Genomic DNA, 16,990 nt, shown 5'->3' on the forward strand with positions numbered 1-16,990 from the left:
GAATTATGTCACAGAAAAAAGAAAAGCCTCCGGTTCTGGAGGTAACAGATCTGTCCATTTGTTTTCGGATGTATGACCGCGGGCTGAACCAGAAGGAGCTGAAGGTCATATCCAGCTTGAATATCGCTATTCACGCGGGCGAAATTTTGGCAGTAGTAGGCTCGTCCGGAAGCGGAAAAAGCCTGCTTGCCCACGCCGTTTTAGGAATCTTGCCCCATAACAGCTCCTATTCCGGCTCCATGAAGTATTGCGGTCAGGAGCTGACCCCCCACCTGCAAAAAAAGCTGCGGGGAAAAGAAATTGCGCTGGTTCCGCAGTCAGTGGGCTATTTAGATCCCATGATGCGCGTCGGCAAGCAGGTCATCGGAATTCACGGAACGGAGCGGCAGCAGCAGGAGGTGTTCCAGCGGTTCAACCTTTCGCCGGAAACCGCACAGAAATATCCCTTTCAGCTTTCCGGCGGCATGGCACGCAGGGTTCTGGTATCTACGGCGGTCATTACGGATGCACACCTGATCATTGCGGACGAACCTACTCCGGGACTTAATCCGGAAGTGGCGGAGGAAACCATGCGCTATTTCCGCGAGATCGCCGATGCCGGAAATGCCGTTATGCTCATCACACACGACATTGATTTGGCACTCAGCATTGCCGATAAAATTGCTGTTTTTTACGCGGGAACAACCGTAGAAATCGCACCGGTACAGGATTTTCTTGAAGGAAAGGAGCGCCTGCGCCATCCATATACAAAAGCGCTGTGGGATGCTTTGCCGCAGAACGATTTTGTTCCTATTTCCGGGCTGCAGCCTTATGCAGGCAGCCTGCCCAGCGGGTGCCCCTTTGCGCCGCGCTGCCAGTACCGCACCGACGACTGCTCGGGAGAGGTGGAGATGCGTAAAATGCGAGGAGGAGAGGTGAGGTGCAAGCATGCTACTTGAGGTAAAAAACGTAAGCTTTGGATATTCCTACAAAGAGCCGATATTAAAAAATGTGAGCTTTTCGGTAGACAAAGGCGAACGTGTGGGCCTGGTTGGCCCTTCCGGCTATGGAAAAAGCACGCTTTCGAAACTCTTAGCAGGCTACCTGGTGCCTACAGAGGGCGAAATCCTGTTCGAAGAGAAGCCCTTGCCTACCACAGGCTATTGCCCTATACAGCTTATTTATCAGCACCCTGAAAAAGCGGTAAATATACGGTGGAAAATGCGCCAGATTCTGGAGGAATCCTGGACTCCCGACGATGCGTTCCTACAAAAGATCGGAATCGAAAAGCAGTGGCTGGATCGCTGGCCCAACGAACTGAGCGGCGGCGAAATGCAGCGCTTTTGTATCGCACGGATCCTCGGGCCAAAAACCAAATTCCTTCTCGCAGATGAAATCAGCACTATGCTGGATGTAATTACACAAGCACAGATTTGGCAGCTGGTGCTTTCGATCGTAAAAGAGCGCGATATGGGGATGATCGTGGTAACCCACAGCGAAGCGCTGGCTCAAAAGGTCTGTACGCGCATCATCGACCTTCCGACTCTCAATGCAGCAGGGCGTTAGGGATTTCCGGTATCCAAAGAGTACATTGGAACAAATCGTCGCGCTTATCGATACGCAAGCATCCGCCGTTCTGTCTGATTAACTCATCGACACTTTTCAAACCGATACCGGCGCTGGAAACAGCGCCGGTTTTTTCTTGCCTGATATGATTGCTAAAGAATATTTCCATACCATCTTCCAGTTTGTGGCAGGATACCTCTATGACAAAAGCGGGATCAGCATATTTAAGAAGATTGGAGAAAATGTTATCGAATATCCGCTGTAAAGAAGCTTTGCGAATAGAGAAGAACGTCGGTTCCCCTTTATCTCTTGAAACCGAGCATAGAAACAAATGCGATTCCAGAAGAACCAGCCCATCATCGATGAAGAGGTCTATGATAGAGCTGTCGCAAAAAACATCATCTGATTTGAATTCATCCATACTGGTCAAAAAGTGATTGAACATATTTTCCGAAATAGTCTTTAGTTGAATCGCCTTTTCTTCCGCCTTATAAAGATACTGCTCCCGTATTTCTTTGTTAGAGCAGCGCTTTTGATTGACAATATCCAGGTATCCAATCAGGCTGGTAACAGGCGTGCGCAGATCATGGGACATGTGCACCGCGAATTGGTCGCGGTCCTTGCGTGCCTTTTGAAAGCGGATGATCTGACCCAGCAAGGAATGACGCATTTTATTGACATCCTGCGCAAGGGATGAAAGCTCATCGTTTCCCTTTACTGTAATCGGGAAATTGAGATTTCCGGTTTCAATGTTTTTTATCTCGTCAGCCAGGTGATGGATATAAACAACTTTTCTGCGTACATAGTAGAGCATAGTCAGAAGAAATGTAACGAAAAACATGGTCAGGCACAGAAAATTCACTCTATCAACATAGCGGTGACGGGCAAATGTACTGACAACGGCGGTTACCTCCGTGTCATAAAATCGCAGAGGATACGTTTTTTGCCATGGCAGGGGAGAAGTTAACCGACCGCTTGATAAATTCCCCGCACGATAAGAAATCGTTGAATCATAAATCAGATGGCTTCCATAATATAAGCACAAGGTCGTAAGCTCGCGCCCTTCCACCCATCTGGTTATAAAATGATAATCCAAAACAGAAACCTTGCTGTTATCGATATGTTCCTGTAGATTTTGTATTTCTAAATCCTGTTGTCGTTCTACAAAGGCAGGATCACTGAACTTGTCCTCGATCCATAGCTCACCGACTTTATGTATCGCTAAAAAAGCAACGGAAGCAATCAAAAAAGCAGATAATGTACAAAGAGCCAATTTTGAACTCAGTTTTATCTTAAACAATTTGGTAGCCCTCCCCCCAAACAGTAAGGATATATTTTGGACGTTGAGGGTCCGCTTCAATTTTCTGCCGCAGGTTTCGAATATGCACCATGACCGTATTGTTGGCAGAAGGGAGATAAGGTTCTCCCCAAAGCTGTTCATAAAGACTTTGCACAGAAAATACGGTTCCTCGGTTTTGTGACAGGAAGGACAATAGCTGGTACTCCTTATGGCGTAAAAGGATTGGCGTACCATTTAAAAAAACTTCTCCGGAAGTGGGATGCACAGCAAGGCTGTTGATCTGAATAAAGTCCTGATTCAAATTTAAGCTGTAATTTTTTCCTCGATAGATCTGGTAGCGGCGCAGGATCGCTTTGACTCTTGTTAAAAGCTCTGCTGGGATAAACGGTTTTGTCAAATAATCATCGCCGCCGGAATCGAATGCGGCTTCTTTATCGGAAATCAAGCTTTTGGCACTCAGGTACAGAATGGGAGCAGTGGTAAATCTGCGCATTTTTTTACAAATCGCAAAGCCGGAGTCCCCGGGTATCATAATATCCAAAATAATCAGATCGATATTGCCACTCAATAAGGACAACGCCTCTTGTCCATTGCAGGCCTGCAATGTGAAGAACCCCTCACTTTGCAGCAGGGCGGAAATGACTTCACATATATCACAATCATCATCAACAATCAGAATGGTAGATGTCTGCATTTTAAATTGCCTCCAAATTGGTTTAACTTGTATCGGCAGTTAACCTCAATCAGAAAGATAAAAGAAAGCTTTGGACATAACTTATAGATTTGGTTTGCTGATGATGCCGAATGAATTTTATACGGGCACAAACGAATGTGTTTCAATCCAGGTAAGCTATAAATTTCTGAAAGGTTATCATCAGGAGTTTTCTTCTTTTCTCCGGAGATAGATAAGTCCACAGGTAAATACCGTAAATGGAATTGTAAGCATGATAGCCAAACTGCCGATTAACGCTTGTAAAAACTCAACAATGATTACCTCTCGGTTCAAAAGGTGCATGATGGAATTAGAATAAGTAAGCAGTAATATAATGCTTGATAAAGAGCTTCCGATATAGGCCAATACCAGTGTGTTTGCCATGGTACCCATGATATCACGCCCTATACGCATACCGCTTTTTAGTAATTTTTGAAATGTGATATTAGGAGCATGTTCGCATAATTCGAAAAGCGAAGAGGAAATATCCATAGCTACATCCATAATAGCGCCCATTGCACCAATGATAATCGCTGCAAAAATGATTGCAGTAAGATCAATTGGCTTGTCCGGATTGAGAAAAATTAAATAGACGGAGTGTTCATCTACAAATCCTGTGAGAAGAAGTATTTTGCTCATGATATTAGTAGCGATAGAGGCAAAGATGATTCCTGATACACAACCAATCATAGTTGCAAGTGTTTTTTTACTGATTCCGTTAATTAATACCAAAGTCATGACAATAGTGTAGAAGCAGGTAATTGCAGCACCGATATAAGCGTTAAAACCATTCATAACAGATGGCACAAAAACCAGAAAAACAAATAGAAAGGTAAAAGTCAGTGAAAGTAGGGTGTTAATACCTTTCCCTCGCCCGATCAGTAAAACCAGTCCTGCAAATATCATTCCTAAAATCACAATTTTATCAAAACGATAATAGTCCCCGAACTGCCAGGCGGTGATAGAGGGATCTGATGGGTCTGTTTTGAAAAGCATAATACTATCTCCTGGCTCTACTTCCTTTATCAACTCACTTCCACTATACATACTGTCAATTGATTGTTGTGCATCAACTACCTGATCTTTATAAAGCCCGTTTTTAATCTTACAGGTAAAACGAATGATTGTGTTTGTAGAACTCGCCGTTTCGCCAAACGGCGATTCAACAGATGATCGATCGAGTATATCAATTACCTGTCCCTTAGCAACTTCTTCACCTGATTCACTGAATAATGAAAAGTCTTTCGTAACAATGTGATTGCCAATTAATATTGCTACAATAGAGAAAAACACCACTGATATCCATATGACAGCACCTTTTATGTAAAATCTGTGTTTTTTCTTTCTATTCATTAAAACGCACTCCTTTTCTCTAATAGATTTCTATACAAGCATTTTATTTCTGGTATACATATTCAGATGGTTCTACCAGCCTCACCATAGAATATAGCTTTCATTTCAATACTTTTACAACGTTTTTGATTCTATAGTTATTAATCAGACTTCATATTGTTTTCTGCTTAGTACGTAGGTTGCATTTGTACATTAATCATATTTTGTTGCAATGAATCATAGGTTTATAAAACACACCAAAGACAAGCACTCTTTTTGGAGGTAATATGAAAAAAATTGCAATTTGCTTTGAGTACATAATAATATGTATTTTAGCAGTAATGACTATTTATTATGGGCATCAATATGCAGCAGATAAAATCCAGTCAGGGATCATTTATGATAAAGAAACGGAAATAGATTCCATGCTCTATGGTCAAGTTGTTTCTATTGAATCATCTAACGAAAATGTACAAAATCCAGGCCAAATAGAAATCGTTTTTACCGCTAAAATTTTTGAAGGAGAAGAACACAAGAATGAAGTCGTACAGGCTAAGCAGATCATTAGCAGCGATGATAAGCAATCTATCCCAATCTCTATTGGTGAAAAAGTAGCCCTTTTGTCTTATGGCGATATATATTTGTTTCAGTATTATTATCGATTGGACAAAATCATAATACTCGGAGCCGTATTTACAGTGCTTATCCTGCTAATGGGCGGAAGTAAAGGTTTTCGTACACTGCTGGCACTGGGGTTCACCTGTTTATCTATTTTCTATCTATTTATTCCTTTTGTTCGTGCTGGATATAACGTGTATATTTCTTGTGGACTTACCTGCCTGTACATTATTGCCACAACATATGCGATAGTCTATGGGATTAATCAAAAAAGCATCACAGCCGCTTTTAGTTGCATTGTAGGTGTTTTGGCCTCTGGTTTTATCACTTTTATTATGGATAAAACAATGAAACTCACTGGATATATAAATGATGAGGCTTTCATGTTGGAAACGTTGTTAGGGATTGAGAATGTAAGTGTGAAAGCGATCTTGTTTTCAATGATCACTATAGGAGCTTTAGGGGCTGTTATGGATGTCTCTATGTCCATTATATCTCCACTATGGGAATTGAAAGCCAATGATTCTTACATTTCTGCTGGAGCGCTGATACAATCAGGATTTTCAATTGGACGGGATGTAATGGGAACAATGACCAGTACTTTGGTTCTTGCTTATATAGGGGGATCTCTTATTACGGTGCTCATGTACTCTGCATCTAACTATCCGCTGATTAGTTTGTTGAATAAGGAAGAGATTATCTATGAATTCTTACAATCACTTACTGGAAGTTTAAGCTTATTGGCCACAATTCCTGTAGCAGTATTACTTTCCACCGTAACGTTGTCAAAAAGCAGATAAAGGTTAAGACTTTTAATTAATCAATTGATGGAGAAAATCATTTTTTCTTCTCACATAACATAAAAATATAAACTGCCTTGACAGAAAGGCTATTCTTCTGTCAAGCAGTTTTTTTATAAACCCCAATATCTAAATCATTATATTTGCGATACGCGTACAGGTGTGTTCAACAAAAAAAGCATAGACACAAAAAACAAAGCTATAGAGGATCTTAAGAATTGTTTCCACTGAGTGGGCAGGATCGAATCTATGTCTTTCTTTTCTCATTTGTTCCTAACATTTTCACCGGCAATATAATATTAGTAAAATGAATAAATAATTGAATTTCAGTAAATAAGTTGCAACTGTTGTAAATTTCAATTTTGACCTTATTAAAATCTATCTCTATATAGATAAAATCATTTGTATAATTGACCTGCCTATCTTGGTATGGGCAAAAAAACTAAGCACTCAAATGCAAACGATATTCATTTGCGTTTGAGTGCATTATAATATTATTTACATTAAAAGTCAAGATTACACTTTTGAACAATGATATCAAATCTAATTAATAGAGGATCGATGGTTTGTAGAGGCGAAGAGGTAAGGTGGTTCTGATATCGGTCGATAAACTATCCGAATTCATTTTGTATTCTAGCTGGTATTATTAATAAAACTAAAAAGGCAGTCACAAATTGGGTGACTGCCTTTGATTTTTCTTTATTTATTTGTGGTTGGTACAAACTCTATCTTCAATTTCATACCCATACCAGCTGCAAGCCGTTGGAGCGTCCTTAAAGACGGGTTTGCGTTCCCGTTTTCGAGCTTGCTAATATCACCTTGTGCGATACCAGTTATTTCAGCAAGCTGTTTTTGAGTAATACCAGTGCCTTTCCGCGCATCAATCATTGCCTGAATCATCGCAAATTCAGGCTCTAATGCATCATATTCAGCCTTTATTTCCGGATCGCTCAGCTGATCCTTTAAAAAATCGTTAAAATTGGTGTTCATGCTTTAAGCCTCTTTCTCTTCAGGTATCCGGCACGGTACTGTTTTGCTCGTTCTATTTCAGCAGGAAATGTTTTCTGTGTTTTTTAACGAATCCGTTCGTAATAATCACTCGCCGTTCAACAAAAAAGAAATATAAAACGCGGGAAATATCTGAACCAGCCTTAGCACGTAATTCGAAAATACAATCACCCAAAGGCTTAGAATAAGGTTCCCTGAGTTCAGTTCCATTATCGGCCAGTATTGAAATTGTTCTTAACATTTTAGTGCGCATTTTCTTATGTAGATACGGTTGGAAAGAATGCAAAAAGAATAGTAGAATACATCCAAAATTAACTGGAAGAAGATAAGCTAGAGGATCAATTGACATCTAGAGAATATCAGGACCCTTTTAAGGGCAACAAGTAACAAGCCATTGCAAATGTCAGACCGTACCAGTCATTGCAATGGCTACCAGTAATAGCGGGTTATACCCGCTTCTAAAATACCACCGGCTAGTCGGTGGTATTTTATTGTAATAAATTAATCCAGCAGGGTGCTGCGGATTCGGGCCGCAAATTCATCCAGCCGCTCTCCGATCCCTGGCAGGGCCAAAGCTTCGCCGGGGTCGTTGGCCGTCTCCAGCATGGAAAACCGGCCGGGGAGAAAGAACGACTTGTTCATATTCAGTCCGGCAATCAGTTGCCGGGCTACGATATCGCCCCCGGAGTAGCCGGATACCACAATGGAGAAAAGCGCCTTATCGTAAAAGCGTGTCTGGCGAAACAGGGCGGTAAGACGGTTGATAAAAGCGGTCAGGTTGGCGGACAGCGCGTCATTATAATTGGGACAGAGCATCACTACCCCGGCACACCGGCGAACGGCGGGGTAGACCTCATCCTGCATCACGCCGCCGTAGAAGCAGCCCCCTCGTTCGCCAAAGTGGAGGCACATGGTGTAGGGGCAGCCCGAGCAGTCTGAGAGGGTGCCGTTGCGCAGCCCGATTTCGGTCACAGTGAACGCGTCGCCAAGGCGGGACCTGACTTCCTCCCACAGCGCCAGGGTGTTGGAGGTATGGTGGCTGGAGGCGTGGAGCACCAAAAGTTCCGGTTTCTCCGGCTTGGGGAAGATTTCCCGCTCCAATCGGTCGGCCAGTTCCCGTGCGGCCGCGCGGTAGGCTCCCAGAAAATCAGTATTCAGCTGCTTGGCCTGAACCTTAAAGTTGACGAGGGAACCGGTACCCTCTACCAGTGGGCGGCCCAAAAACGCACAGCCGGCCAGATTGGCTGCTAGAGCCAATTCTGCCGCCGCCGACTTGGTATAGAAAGGGGAGGTTCCGTCTACGATCAATCCGGCCGTGCAGCCCTCCAGCAGCCCGGGCTCTCGGCGCAGGCGAGCCAGCAGTTTGACATACTCTATATTTGTGCCGGTATCCCCAAGGGGTAAGGCGAAAAGGAGACGCTCGCCGGCCAGATCGATCAGATCCTCCGCCCGGCGCAAAGTGCGGGTCTCCCGCCCCTCCAGGGCATGATGTAAAATTCCGTCCAGACGCATGTCTGCTCCCTGGGCGTCCGGATAAGGACAGACTACTATCAGGGACATTCCATTAACCTTCTTCTCAAACAGTTATAAAATCTCTTTCAGATGCTGCGCCGCCTCACGAATATGGCCGAACAGGGCGTCCGGCATATGGGGCAGCAATTCGGTTTCGATGCCGGCGGTGGTAAAGCGGTTCTTCACACCCATATAAATGCCGTCCAAAAAAACAGAGCCGCAGTGCCACTCCCCCCGCAGGGCGAGCAACAGGGATAAAGCGCCGGAGGACAGGGCGGGAGCCACATAAGGCTTAAAGCCCAGCTCACGCATCTTTAAATTCGCCGTCACGGTGAGATGCGTCAGCTCCTGAGACAGCGCCTCGTCATAGTTCTGGATAGAGTTGGCAATGAAAAGCCCGGTGCCGTGGGGGCCAAAGGAACGCCCCTCCGACAGAAAGGAAGACAACCGTGCATCCCGCTTGGCATAGTAGGCGGCCCGGGCATTCATTACACCAAGGCCAAAGCCCTGAATCTGTTCGGGGCGCAGACCTTTGCCGTCCCACACGCCGGATTCATCGCGGTTGCTTTCCAAATAGGCGGTTTTGGCCAGGGAATCCACCGGATCGGACACGGCGCACCACAGGCCCTGGAATCGGGCATCGCGGGCCATTCTGGCATAATGCTTCACAATAGAGGCGTTCGCCTCGAACTGGGCCATGCGTACGTCCTTGACCTGAGACCCCACCGGAGGAATGCCTTTCGAAGCCACAAAGACAAACACATCACAGTCGAAGATGTGGTCGGGGGAGACGATCTCCACCTCGGGCAGGGCGTCGTAATCCCAGGGTAGCGCGACCTGACCCATCTCGAATTCCCAGCGGGCAGTGATCTGATCCGACAGATCGCAGATACCGATGGAAGAGATGACGTCCCCTCCCAGCAGCTTCAACCCGGTGAGCAAAGTGGAGCCTACATCCCCGATGGCCAGCAGATTGACCCGCCGCTTGCCAGATTTCGGGGCGGCGGTGAGCAATTCTTCCCATCCGGGACGGCCCGTGTTGACCGCGGTGAGCCGGCCCTCGGCGATGGCGGCCAGGGTAGGGTCGTCGACTTCTGCCTCGGTCAGACGAGAGGCGTCCAGCACCTCCAGCCCATGGGGGGCCAGCAGCTGTCCCGGATGGCCGATACGGAAAGAACCTCTGTCCAAAACCGCGTCCCCGGGAACCGGAGCAAAGAGCCTTCCCTCCGTCACCGGAGCAATGGGCGGGCCGAAGCCGTCCAGAGGGGTGAGAGACACCAGATGAGCGCCCTTGTAACTATAGTAATACATAGCATCACCTTCCAGAAAAATGAATTGTGGACAAACAGACACGAAAAGCGGAGAACAATCCTCTGCGTGCAGCATGATTTATTGATATTCACGCAGCAGCTGCTCCAGATCGTTTTCCAGATAAACGGAAGCGGACAGGTTGGGGTCGTAGCTCAGACAAGTGCCCTTGTCGGGGCACAGGGGCAGGATGACCGCCTCCGGCAGTCGGGACAGAGTCAAATTGCGGCCATAGAGAATCCGGTATTCCTGCTCTAAAGTAGAGATGACGTCGTGGGCGGCCTCCAGGCAGGTTCGGGACAGCTGGAACACCGCATCCCGACCGCACTCAGACAGATTGGAAGGGGCCGCGTAGGGCAGAATGTGGTTGATGCCCGGCAGCAGGCCGGGAACCGGGAAGCTGGGCCTGCGGATCGTGTTGCCGCCGATGAAGGGATACAAAGTGGATTCTACAAACCACTGCCGCAGCCGGGGCAGGAAGTATACGCTGTCGATCGGCCGATCCCAGGAATGCATCAGATCCTTGCCATAGCCCGACAGCACGCCCACCAGCACCATGCGGATGGGAACGCCCTCCTCGCGCAGGATGGGATCCAGCACCCCCATACGAAGGCCGGGGTGCATCAGGTCGTCTACCAGAATCACCGGCCGGTTAAAGGATTTGATGGTGCGAATCTGGCAGGGAATGGAGGCGTAATAGGGGAAAGCCTCGATGGTAGTCTCGGTCAGATCGGGAGAAAATACCCTGTCAGTGTGAACGGTTTTGGTCACCGTGTTCGGAACGCTTTTGCCCCGGAGCAGCTTGCCGAAAGGCACACACATATTTTCGCCGAGTGTCCGCGGAGTGGTGGACGTGGAAGGTACGTTGTTGTAGGCGGTGATCTTCTCCAGCAGCCGGTGGTGAATGATGTCGGCAGACAGCGTCAGAACCAAAGAGCCCGGATACAGCCCGGTCAGGGCGCGCTGAAGCTGCTCGTGGCCCCGGCGAATGGAGGACAGCACCCGGGAATTGCGGCACAACGGCTCCTGAATCGTGGTTTCCAGGTTTTGAATGAGCACCGTGGGGGCATGCATATCCACCTCCCGGATCGGGGCGTCTCCCTCTCGCGAGACAAAGCCCTGTCGGGACAGCGCGTCCTCCAAAGGGGGGGACATGTGGCCGTCGTGGGGGCGGAAAACAGCGTAGACGCACTCCTCCTCCAGCGCCCGGGCAAGCAGCTCACTGAGAAGAAGCTGACCGTAATCCTTGTGCCGTTCAGAGGTATCGGCGCTCAGGGTGGTGATGAAAAGCACGTTGCCGGCGGAACGAAGACGAATCCGGTTGGCCAGCTCGTGGTCCTCCAGTGCGGCGAACAGCTGAGAGGTCGTTAAAAGGCGGTAGCTGACAAAGCCCAGATGCTTCTGGTGTCCGGTGCGGCGCAGCAGCAGGATGCGATCCTGCCGGCGGATGATCGCGGCGCAAACCGCTTCTCCGTCCGGCTGCCCGGCAGTCAGGCTGATCAGAAGGGCCGGGGAAGGGGTATCGATCCACTGAAATTCCAGATCCCCGGCATAGAGGAGGGGTTTGTCTGGCGTGTCTCGAAGATAGAGGCCGTTTTGATAGATAAAGTCCTGAATGACCGGGTCAGTAAAGGTAGAGATATCCCGGTTGAGATCCACGTTCTCCCGGATGCGGGTTGAGCTGATGTCCTCCAGATGGGGAGGCAGCTGCAGCTGGATGACCTTGCCGGTGATGGGCAGGCTGCGGGGCAGCTCGGCTTCCCCTGCCCGGCGGAAGATAATATGGTTCATCTGATGGATGGAATAAGGGGCCGGCTGGGCCCGGTAGGAGGAGGCGTTGAGCACCACGTCGCTCCCCACTACTACATAAACCTGCTGCTTTGGGAACAGCTCCGTCAGCCGCCGCAGGTCGGCGGGATTGGCAATGTTGACCGGAATGTCGTCCGGGAACAGGTGAACATGAAAATCCCCGGCCACTGACAAATTGACGATCTGCCGGCGGATCAGATGGGGCTGGGCCTTTTTAGACCAGGAGAACTCGTCTACCGCCAGATAGACTTCAAACCCCATATCCCGAATGGCGTGGACAATGCCTTTATGAGACAGAGTAAAAGGATCGAAGGTACCGGGGAAAAAAGCAATATTCCGGGGCGTGTCAAAGGAGAAAGGACCATGGTCCAGCCGCCGCACAGCAATAAAGCGGTTGATATGGGCGAGGGCGGCAGCCCGGTAGAAGAAGGTCAGGCTGTTGTGGCCCGGTACCTCCTGCATCAGGAAGAGCAGTTTGCGGTAACACAGGGAAAACAGCCGCCCTTTTTCTTCCATGTTCAGCACGGAAGATTCGAACAGCAGCTTGCCAATGACCAGCAAGGCTTCCTGATGCACTTCTTCCCGGTAATGAGCCAGCCCCTGAAGCAGCAGGCCAAGCAGCTCCTGCCGCCGGGCTTCATAGGCGGACTCCGACTCGGAAAATCGTTCCCGATAGGCGGGATAGTGCTGAAGCAGCACCCCGATGGTGTTCAGCGCACCGGAAACGGCAGAGTTGCTGGGGGAACCCAGAAGCCCCTTCAGCCACAGCACCTGCTCATCCAGTTCTTCCGGGTAGAGGTATAGGGCGGTCTTGCCCAAATATTCAGGGATGTATTTGGAAATTTCGTACTGGCCCATTTCCAGACCCTTGCCCAGTTCTACAACTACCTCGTTGCGTTGATCCCGGCGCAGGATTGGCAGAGTACGCACCAGGGCGGAGCCGGCAGTGTGCCGGACCACCACCCGTTCAGATACCTTTACCAGATTGGAGAAGTGGGTGGCAATATGAAGCGTATGCGTTTTCAGACCGTGTTCCACCTGGTCCCGCAAAAGCTCTACACCGGCCACCTTGACTACCCAGGGAGTGGCGATTTTCAGATTATCCAAAAAGACCTCGCTGGTGATGTCCATGTGGTACAGGGTATGCTCGAGGGCGGTGACATCCTCTCCGGCCCGGCGAAGAATCTTGTACTGAAGGAAGATGGTAGTCAGCTGATTCGATTCCAAATTCCGGGCGACCTGAACAATGTGGGCCATCTGTGGGTGGCTGCGGGAAAGGGAACGTTCGGCTTCCCGCAGAAACTCCAGAGCGGCGATGATCAGCCGCAATTCTCCGGAAGCGGCAAAATAGGCGGCAAAATCAATCAGTTTGCTTCGCGTTTCCTCCCCATAATATCGGGGGGGCAGATACCGGATAGCGTCCAGCAGAGTGAAGGCGGTATCGGGGACGATTCCCTCCGGCTTGTCATAGTAGTTCAGCAGGGCGCCTAAAAAACGGGGCACATCTCCGGGCCGGGCGTAATCGAGCATGGCTCCGACCACCAGCTTTAAAGCATAGCTGATGTGAGAACGCTCTTGGGGAGTGGTCTTATGGTCCGGAAAAATGATTCGATCCAGATATTGCGCCCACAGGGTGAAGGGGACTTCTTCCGCCGGGTCATTCTGAGCGTCGGCGGGAATCTCTTTGCGGTAAACCAGATAAAAGCGGGCAATCAGCTGGCCGATCAGGCTGCCGGCCTGGCGTCGGATATCGCCCTCGCGGTGAACCAGCAGTTCATACAGAAAAGACAGTGCCTGCGTTTTCTGCCGAACGGACAGATAGGTAAAATATTCCTCAAAAACGTTGAGGTAGGCCCGCAGCTGCTGCCAGCTTTTGGCGGAACGCGCTTCCTCGATGATATTGCCGAACTTTTGCTCGTTGGACAGCATATGCATCAGCCGCACGTTGTGATCCACCGACAAAAGGATCAGGCTGTTCAGCGTCTCCTCCGGGCTCATCAGGGCGGGGTCCTTGTGAGGAGTGGAAGGCTGCGGATGTCCTGTCAGATCGATATCCACTCCAAGGCTGCGCATATAGTCCTCGAAGTCGTGGAGCTTTCCATAGACAAATTCATACCGCCTGCGTTTATTCCGGTCCACATTTTCCAGCTTGGATAATATCACCTGATACGACTCATCCAGCGAGTAAAGAACAATAGCCTCTTTGCCGTCCGCGTCCCGGATTTGCTTGGAGCGAAAATCCGCGTAGATCAAAAGCAGGGATTCCACCGACAGGGACTCCAGCTCCAGATCCCAGGTGGAGTGGTTGGAGGCGATGTGGCTGATCCCGTCCATCTTTCGGGCAAGGAGCCACTGGTCGGTATAGTAGTAGTGCAGATAGGGGACCCGCTCGCCGGGGCGGCAGCCGAATTTTCCAAAGTCGTGGGTTGCGGCGGCTCCGGAAATCAGGGACAAGTCCACTTCCACCCCCGCTTCCTTTAGTCCGCGGGCGGCGATCATAGCGACGTAGTGGACGCCGGCGATATGGCTTAGGGTTTTATAGGGAGTGACCTCCATCCCAAGGCGCATCAGCTCGTAGAGATATTCCTCCCGCCAGGCATTCATCAGGCGGCGGTATTCTTTGGCGTTGCCGCAGCGGCTGTATTCCTCTTCCGACAGGAACTGAAAATCCAGCATTGGGTCGAAAGGGAGGGCGGCACGCTCATAATCCAGAAGAATTTGAAGAATGGTCAGGTAGATACGGGCCCCCTGGGCATATAGGCCGGCTTTTGGCGCAAACCCGTTTTCCGGGAACATCAGACTGCAGATATATTGATAAGAAAAACGGAGCCAGCCTTCCTCTGGTGCGTTGGGGCACAGCTGACTGAGCACCGGGGTGCACAAATCCAGCACATGGGTGCAGCGGAGCCGTTCCCGAATGGGAAACAGAGCGGTCAGTCCCTCGATCCAGTCAGGATTTTTGAATTGATCCAGGGTGGTTTTTCGGTTAGGAAGCACAGCCAGTCGGAGAGAGACCAAAGTCTCGGTAATCTCGCGGTTTACCTGACGAATCGGTTTGTCATACATGGAGTGACCCACCTTTCTCTTGCCGTAAGAGAGAATAAAAACATGCGAATAAACTGAAAATACGCGTCCATTGGGGCGCGGCTGCATTTTTTCATTGTAGCATAGTTCTTGCGGATTGAAAAGGGAGTAAGGATCAATGAAAATTGAGAACAATCCTGTATTAGAGCGGGCTCGGATACGCTTCTGATTGCTGCTTCCAAAACACCGCTTTGTCAGCATTCAGCTGCGCGCCCAACGGAAAGATACTTTACAGAGCCGTTTCCAATTTCTGATTTTAGCGGTAGTTTTTAAATGCCTGTTTGGACTTTGGATTTTCTTGACACAACGTCTTGACAATGTCGGCACAAAATTCCAAAAGAATCTATCTCGACTTCATCTTGATTTTCCTAATATTTCTGTTAATGAGGAAAGCTTCAAATCAAGTTTTACTGTTCATAGCCACCAATCCATAAAATCGGCTGTCTCTTTGTACGGTGCTTTGGGACTTTCTTATAATGGAAAGCCATTCGCTTATTATTGCAAAGAAGTTGGCAGAAATGAAAAAAACATTTTATCGTTTTGACTTATTAAAAAAACAAGTCGGACATTTTGTTCGACTTGTTTTTTTAATAAATCATAATCATTTACTGCTGCACCGTAGATAGATTGCGATTTTACACCGCTCAATCCGCCAACGTCAGCCATGGAAGAATGCGCTTCCATGGCTGTTTTTTTATTATCAAAGACGGGTCAGAAAAGCCGCGAGTTATACAATGCTCTGACATATTGGGCAGACAGGTACAGTTATGACATGAATGTCGGGTACTCCCGCTTTCGCTTTTTACTGTCAAGGCGTGGCATAGTGTTCCACTATGTAATTTTTTACCCTCAGAGCAGCAGGCGAAAGGGGACGGTTCTTTGCCCAAGAAAGATATACCGTTCTCACAAAGGCCTGATGATCGTCCATGATAGGGATGACCGACACCTTTTCGTTTTCCATCGCCGGAACCTGTGGTAGCACCGAAATCCCAAATCGCAGCGCCACATATTGAAGTGCCGCATTGCATTCCCGCACTTCGAATACCACGTTTGGAATGATTTCGTGCTGTGCGAAAATCTGATCCATCTGGGCGCGCAGGCTGCTGGATTTTTCGAGCATAACGATGGGCTCCTGAGAAAATTCTTCAAAGGTGACAAAGCTGCGCTCCGCCAGCGGGTGATTGTTGGGTACCGTTAAATAGAGCGGCTGCTTCATGATGGCGATTGACTCGACATTCTCATCCCGGTGCATACAAAAGGCCAAATCCAGCTTTCCATTTTTCAGCTGTGAAAAAATATCAAAGGAAGTAGCCTCGAGGAACTGGAACCGTACCCCGCGATTTTCCTCCTGGCTGTATATTCCCGCCATGATGGAGGGAATCAAAGAGGTCGAGATAGAGTGAAAGTACCCCAGGTTGACCACCTGCAATGCAGAACCCGCCATCTGCTGAAGAACACTGACACTCTCGTCCAACAATGCCAAAATCTTTTCCACATAAGTAAGGAATTGTTCTCCATACGCTGTTAACCGAATTTTCCGGTTTTCTTTGTCAAAGAGCTTCACGCCAAGCTCCTTCTCCAGTTCATTGATCGAGTAGCTCAGGCTGGGCTGAGCGATATGCAGCTCTTTGGCCGCTTTGGTATAGTGAAGTATTTGTGCCAACGCTTTGAAATACTGTAATTGTAACAGTGTCATTTTATAACACTTCCCTTCCGCCACGCTGCAAGACAATAGCTCTCAGGCGCTTCGGCTTGCGCTGTAAGGTTATTATAACATGATGAATTCCGGATGCTTTTGCTCTACCAAAGGATTTCGGCAGATGAGGCTTATCATGTTTCAATGTTCTCCCAAGCGCCCGAAGCTTTTGCTTTGGCTTGCACTGTAAGGTTATTATAACATGATGAATTCCAGATGCTTTTGCTCCACCAAAAGGATTTCGGCAGATGAGACTAATCATGTTT

14 protein-coding genes and 1 pseudogene are annotated in these 16,990 nt (G+C 48.4%); 5 read left to right on the plus strand and 10 right to left on the minus strand.

All coding sequences use genetic code 11. The features are described 5' to 3' along the window. Window positions 1-5: 5 nt before the first annotated feature. Both TY09_RS07060 and TY09_RS07065 read left to right on the plus strand, forming a co-directional pair. On the plus strand, window positions 6-938 hold the full coding sequence (locus tag TY09_RS07060) for an ABC transporter ATP-binding protein (protein ID WP_042432437.1): 933 nt from the start codon (window positions 6-8) through the stop codon (window positions 936-938). Beyond that, a complete protein-coding gene (locus tag TY09_RS07065; RefSeq protein ID WP_042432440.1) occupies window positions 928-1,545 on the plus strand; it encodes an ABC transporter ATP-binding protein in 618 nt (205 codons plus the stop codon). Before TY09_RS07060 ends, TY09_RS07065 begins: the two co-directional genes overlap by 11 nt. Here the strand turns inward: TY09_RS07065 and TY09_RS07070 are convergent. The 3 genes from TY09_RS07070 to TY09_RS07080 all read right to left on the minus strand — a co-directional run bounded on the left by TY09_RS07070 (window position 1,526) and on the right by TY09_RS07080 (window position 4,910). After that, window positions 1,526-2,845: a sensor histidine kinase gene (locus TY09_RS07070; RefSeq protein ID WP_042432445.1), complete on the minus strand. Its 1,320-nt coding sequence runs from the start codon at window positions 2,843-2,845 to the stop codon at window positions 1,526-1,528. The genes TY09_RS07065 and TY09_RS07070 overlap by 20 nt on opposite strands. Beyond that, window positions 2,838-3,539, minus strand: coding sequence for a response regulator transcription factor (locus TY09_RS07075; RefSeq protein ID WP_009066781.1), 702 nt, complete (start codon window positions 3,537-3,539; stop codon window positions 2,838-2,840). Before TY09_RS07075 ends, TY09_RS07070 begins: the two co-directional genes overlap by 8 nt. Window positions 3,540-3,719: 180 nt before the next feature. After that, window positions 3,720-4,910 carry a YibE/F family protein gene (locus TY09_RS07080; protein ID WP_042432449.1) on the minus strand — a complete coding sequence of 397 codons (1,191 nt, stop codon included), beginning with the start codon at window positions 4,908-4,910 and terminating at the stop codon, window positions 3,720-3,722. A 266-nt stretch (window positions 4,911-5,176) separates the two neighbouring features. On the opposite strand from TY09_RS07080, the gene TY09_RS07085 reads away from it, so the two are divergent. Continuing rightward, window positions 5,177-6,307, plus strand: a complete 1,131-nt coding sequence (locus TY09_RS07085) for a YibE/F family protein (RefSeq protein ID WP_042432451.1) — start codon at window positions 5,177-5,179, stop codon at window positions 6,305-6,307. 699 nt (window positions 6,308-7,006) lie between these two features. Here TY09_RS07085 and TY09_RS07090 read toward each other — a convergent pair. Both TY09_RS07090 and TY09_RS18805 read right to left on the minus strand, forming a co-directional pair. Continuing rightward, window positions 7,007-7,297 (minus strand): helix-turn-helix domain-containing protein, encoded by a 291-nt coding sequence (locus TY09_RS07090; RefSeq protein ID WP_009066765.1) that lies wholly within the window; start codon window positions 7,295-7,297, stop codon window positions 7,007-7,009. A 52-nt stretch (window positions 7,298-7,349) separates the two neighbouring features. Continuing rightward, window positions 7,350-7,568: a type II toxin-antitoxin system RelE/ParE family toxin gene (locus TY09_RS18805; protein WP_326520100.1), complete on the minus strand. Its 219-nt coding sequence runs from the start codon at window positions 7,566-7,568 to the stop codon at window positions 7,350-7,352. On the opposite strand from TY09_RS18805, the pseudogene TY09_RS18810 reads away from it, so the two are divergent. Further along, window positions 7,562-7,702: pseudogene (locus tag TY09_RS18810) on the plus strand (IS200/IS605 family transposase); the annotation flags it as partial. The gene TY09_RS18805 and the pseudogene TY09_RS18810 sit on opposite strands and share 7 nt — an antisense overlap. 114 nt (window positions 7,703-7,816) lie before the next feature. Here the strand turns inward: TY09_RS18810 and TY09_RS07095 are convergent. From TY09_RS07095 to TY09_RS07105, 3 genes are all read right to left on the minus strand, one after another. Next, complete coding sequence (locus tag TY09_RS07095; RefSeq protein WP_035317346.1) at window positions 7,817-8,875, minus strand: flavodoxin family protein; 1,059 nt, start codon at window positions 8,873-8,875, stop codon at window positions 7,817-7,819. A 24-nt stretch (window positions 8,876-8,899) separates the two neighbouring features. Beyond that, window positions 8,900-10,138: a lactate dehydrogenase gene (locus TY09_RS07100; protein ID WP_042432454.1), complete on the minus strand. Its 1,239-nt coding sequence runs from the start codon at window positions 10,136-10,138 to the stop codon at window positions 8,900-8,902. A 78-nt stretch (window positions 10,139-10,216) separates the two neighbouring features. After that, window positions 10,217-15,010, minus strand: coding sequence for a cytidyltransferase (locus TY09_RS07105; protein ID WP_042432457.1), 4,794 nt, complete (start codon window positions 15,008-15,010; stop codon window positions 10,217-10,219). A 187-nt stretch (window positions 15,011-15,197) separates the two neighbouring features. On the opposite strand from TY09_RS07105, the gene TY09_RS18290 reads away from it, so the two are divergent. Beyond that, window positions 15,198-15,572: a hypothetical protein gene (locus tag TY09_RS18290; RefSeq protein WP_147584631.1), complete on the plus strand. Its 375-nt coding sequence runs from the start codon at window positions 15,198-15,200 to the stop codon at window positions 15,570-15,572. A gap of 264 nt (window positions 15,573-15,836) precedes the next feature. On the opposite strand, the gene TY09_RS07110 is transcribed toward TY09_RS18290, so the two are convergent. Beyond that, window positions 15,837-16,724 carry a LysR family transcriptional regulator gene (locus tag TY09_RS07110; RefSeq protein ID WP_042432460.1) on the minus strand — a complete coding sequence of 296 codons (888 nt, stop codon included), beginning with the start codon at window positions 16,722-16,724 and terminating at the stop codon, window positions 15,837-15,839. A gap of 1 nt (window position 16,725) precedes the next feature. Continuing rightward, the coding region (locus TY09_RS18735) for a hypothetical protein (protein ID WP_207640407.1) at window positions 16,726-16,990 on the minus strand (265 nt) is incomplete at its 5' end.

It is taken from the genome of Faecalispora jeddahensis, from assembly GCF_000577335.1.
GTDB lineage: Bacteria > Bacillota > Clostridia > Oscillospirales > Acutalibacteraceae > Faecalispora > Faecalispora jeddahensis.

Bases quoted from the DNA above. Each gene is read 5' to 3' on its own strand.
- TY09_RS07060 (WP_042432437.1), top strand. From the start codon at position 6: ATGTCACAGAAAAAAGAAAAGCCTCCGGTTCTGGAGGTAACAGATCTG.
- TY09_RS07065 (WP_042432440.1), top strand. From the start codon at position 928: ATGCTACTTGAGGTAAAAAACGTAAGCTTTGGATATTCCTACAAAGAG.
- TY09_RS07075 (WP_009066781.1), bottom strand. From the start codon at position 3,539: ATGCAGACATCTACCATTCTGATTGTTGATGATGATTGTGATATATGT.
- TY09_RS07080 (WP_042432449.1), bottom strand. From the start codon at position 4,910: ATGAATAGAAAGAAAAAACACAGATTTTACATAAAAGGTGCTGTCATA.
- TY09_RS07085 (WP_042432451.1), top strand. From the start codon at position 5,177: ATGAAAAAAATTGCAATTTGCTTTGAGTACATAATAATATGTATTTTA.
- TY09_RS07090 (WP_009066765.1), bottom strand. From the start codon at position 7,297: ATGAACACCAATTTTAACGATTTTTTAAAGGATCAGCTGAGCGATCCG.
- TY09_RS18805 (WP_326520100.1), bottom strand. From the start codon at position 7,568: ATGCGCACTAAAATGTTAAGAACAATTTCAATACTGGCCGATAATGGA.
- TY09_RS07095 (WP_035317346.1), bottom strand. From the start codon at position 8,875: ATGTCCCTGATAGTAGTCTGTCCTTATCCGGACGCCCAGGGAGCAGAC.
- TY09_RS07100 (WP_042432454.1), bottom strand. From the start codon at position 10,138: ATGTATTACTATAGTTACAAGGGCGCTCATCTGGTGTCTCTCACCCCT.
- TY09_RS07105 (WP_042432457.1), bottom strand. From the start codon at position 15,010: ATGTATGACAAACCGATTCGTCAGGTAAACCGCGAGATTACCGAGACT.
- TY09_RS07110 (WP_042432460.1), bottom strand. From the start codon at position 16,724: ATGACACTGTTACAATTACAGTATTTCAAAGCGTTGGCACAAATACTT.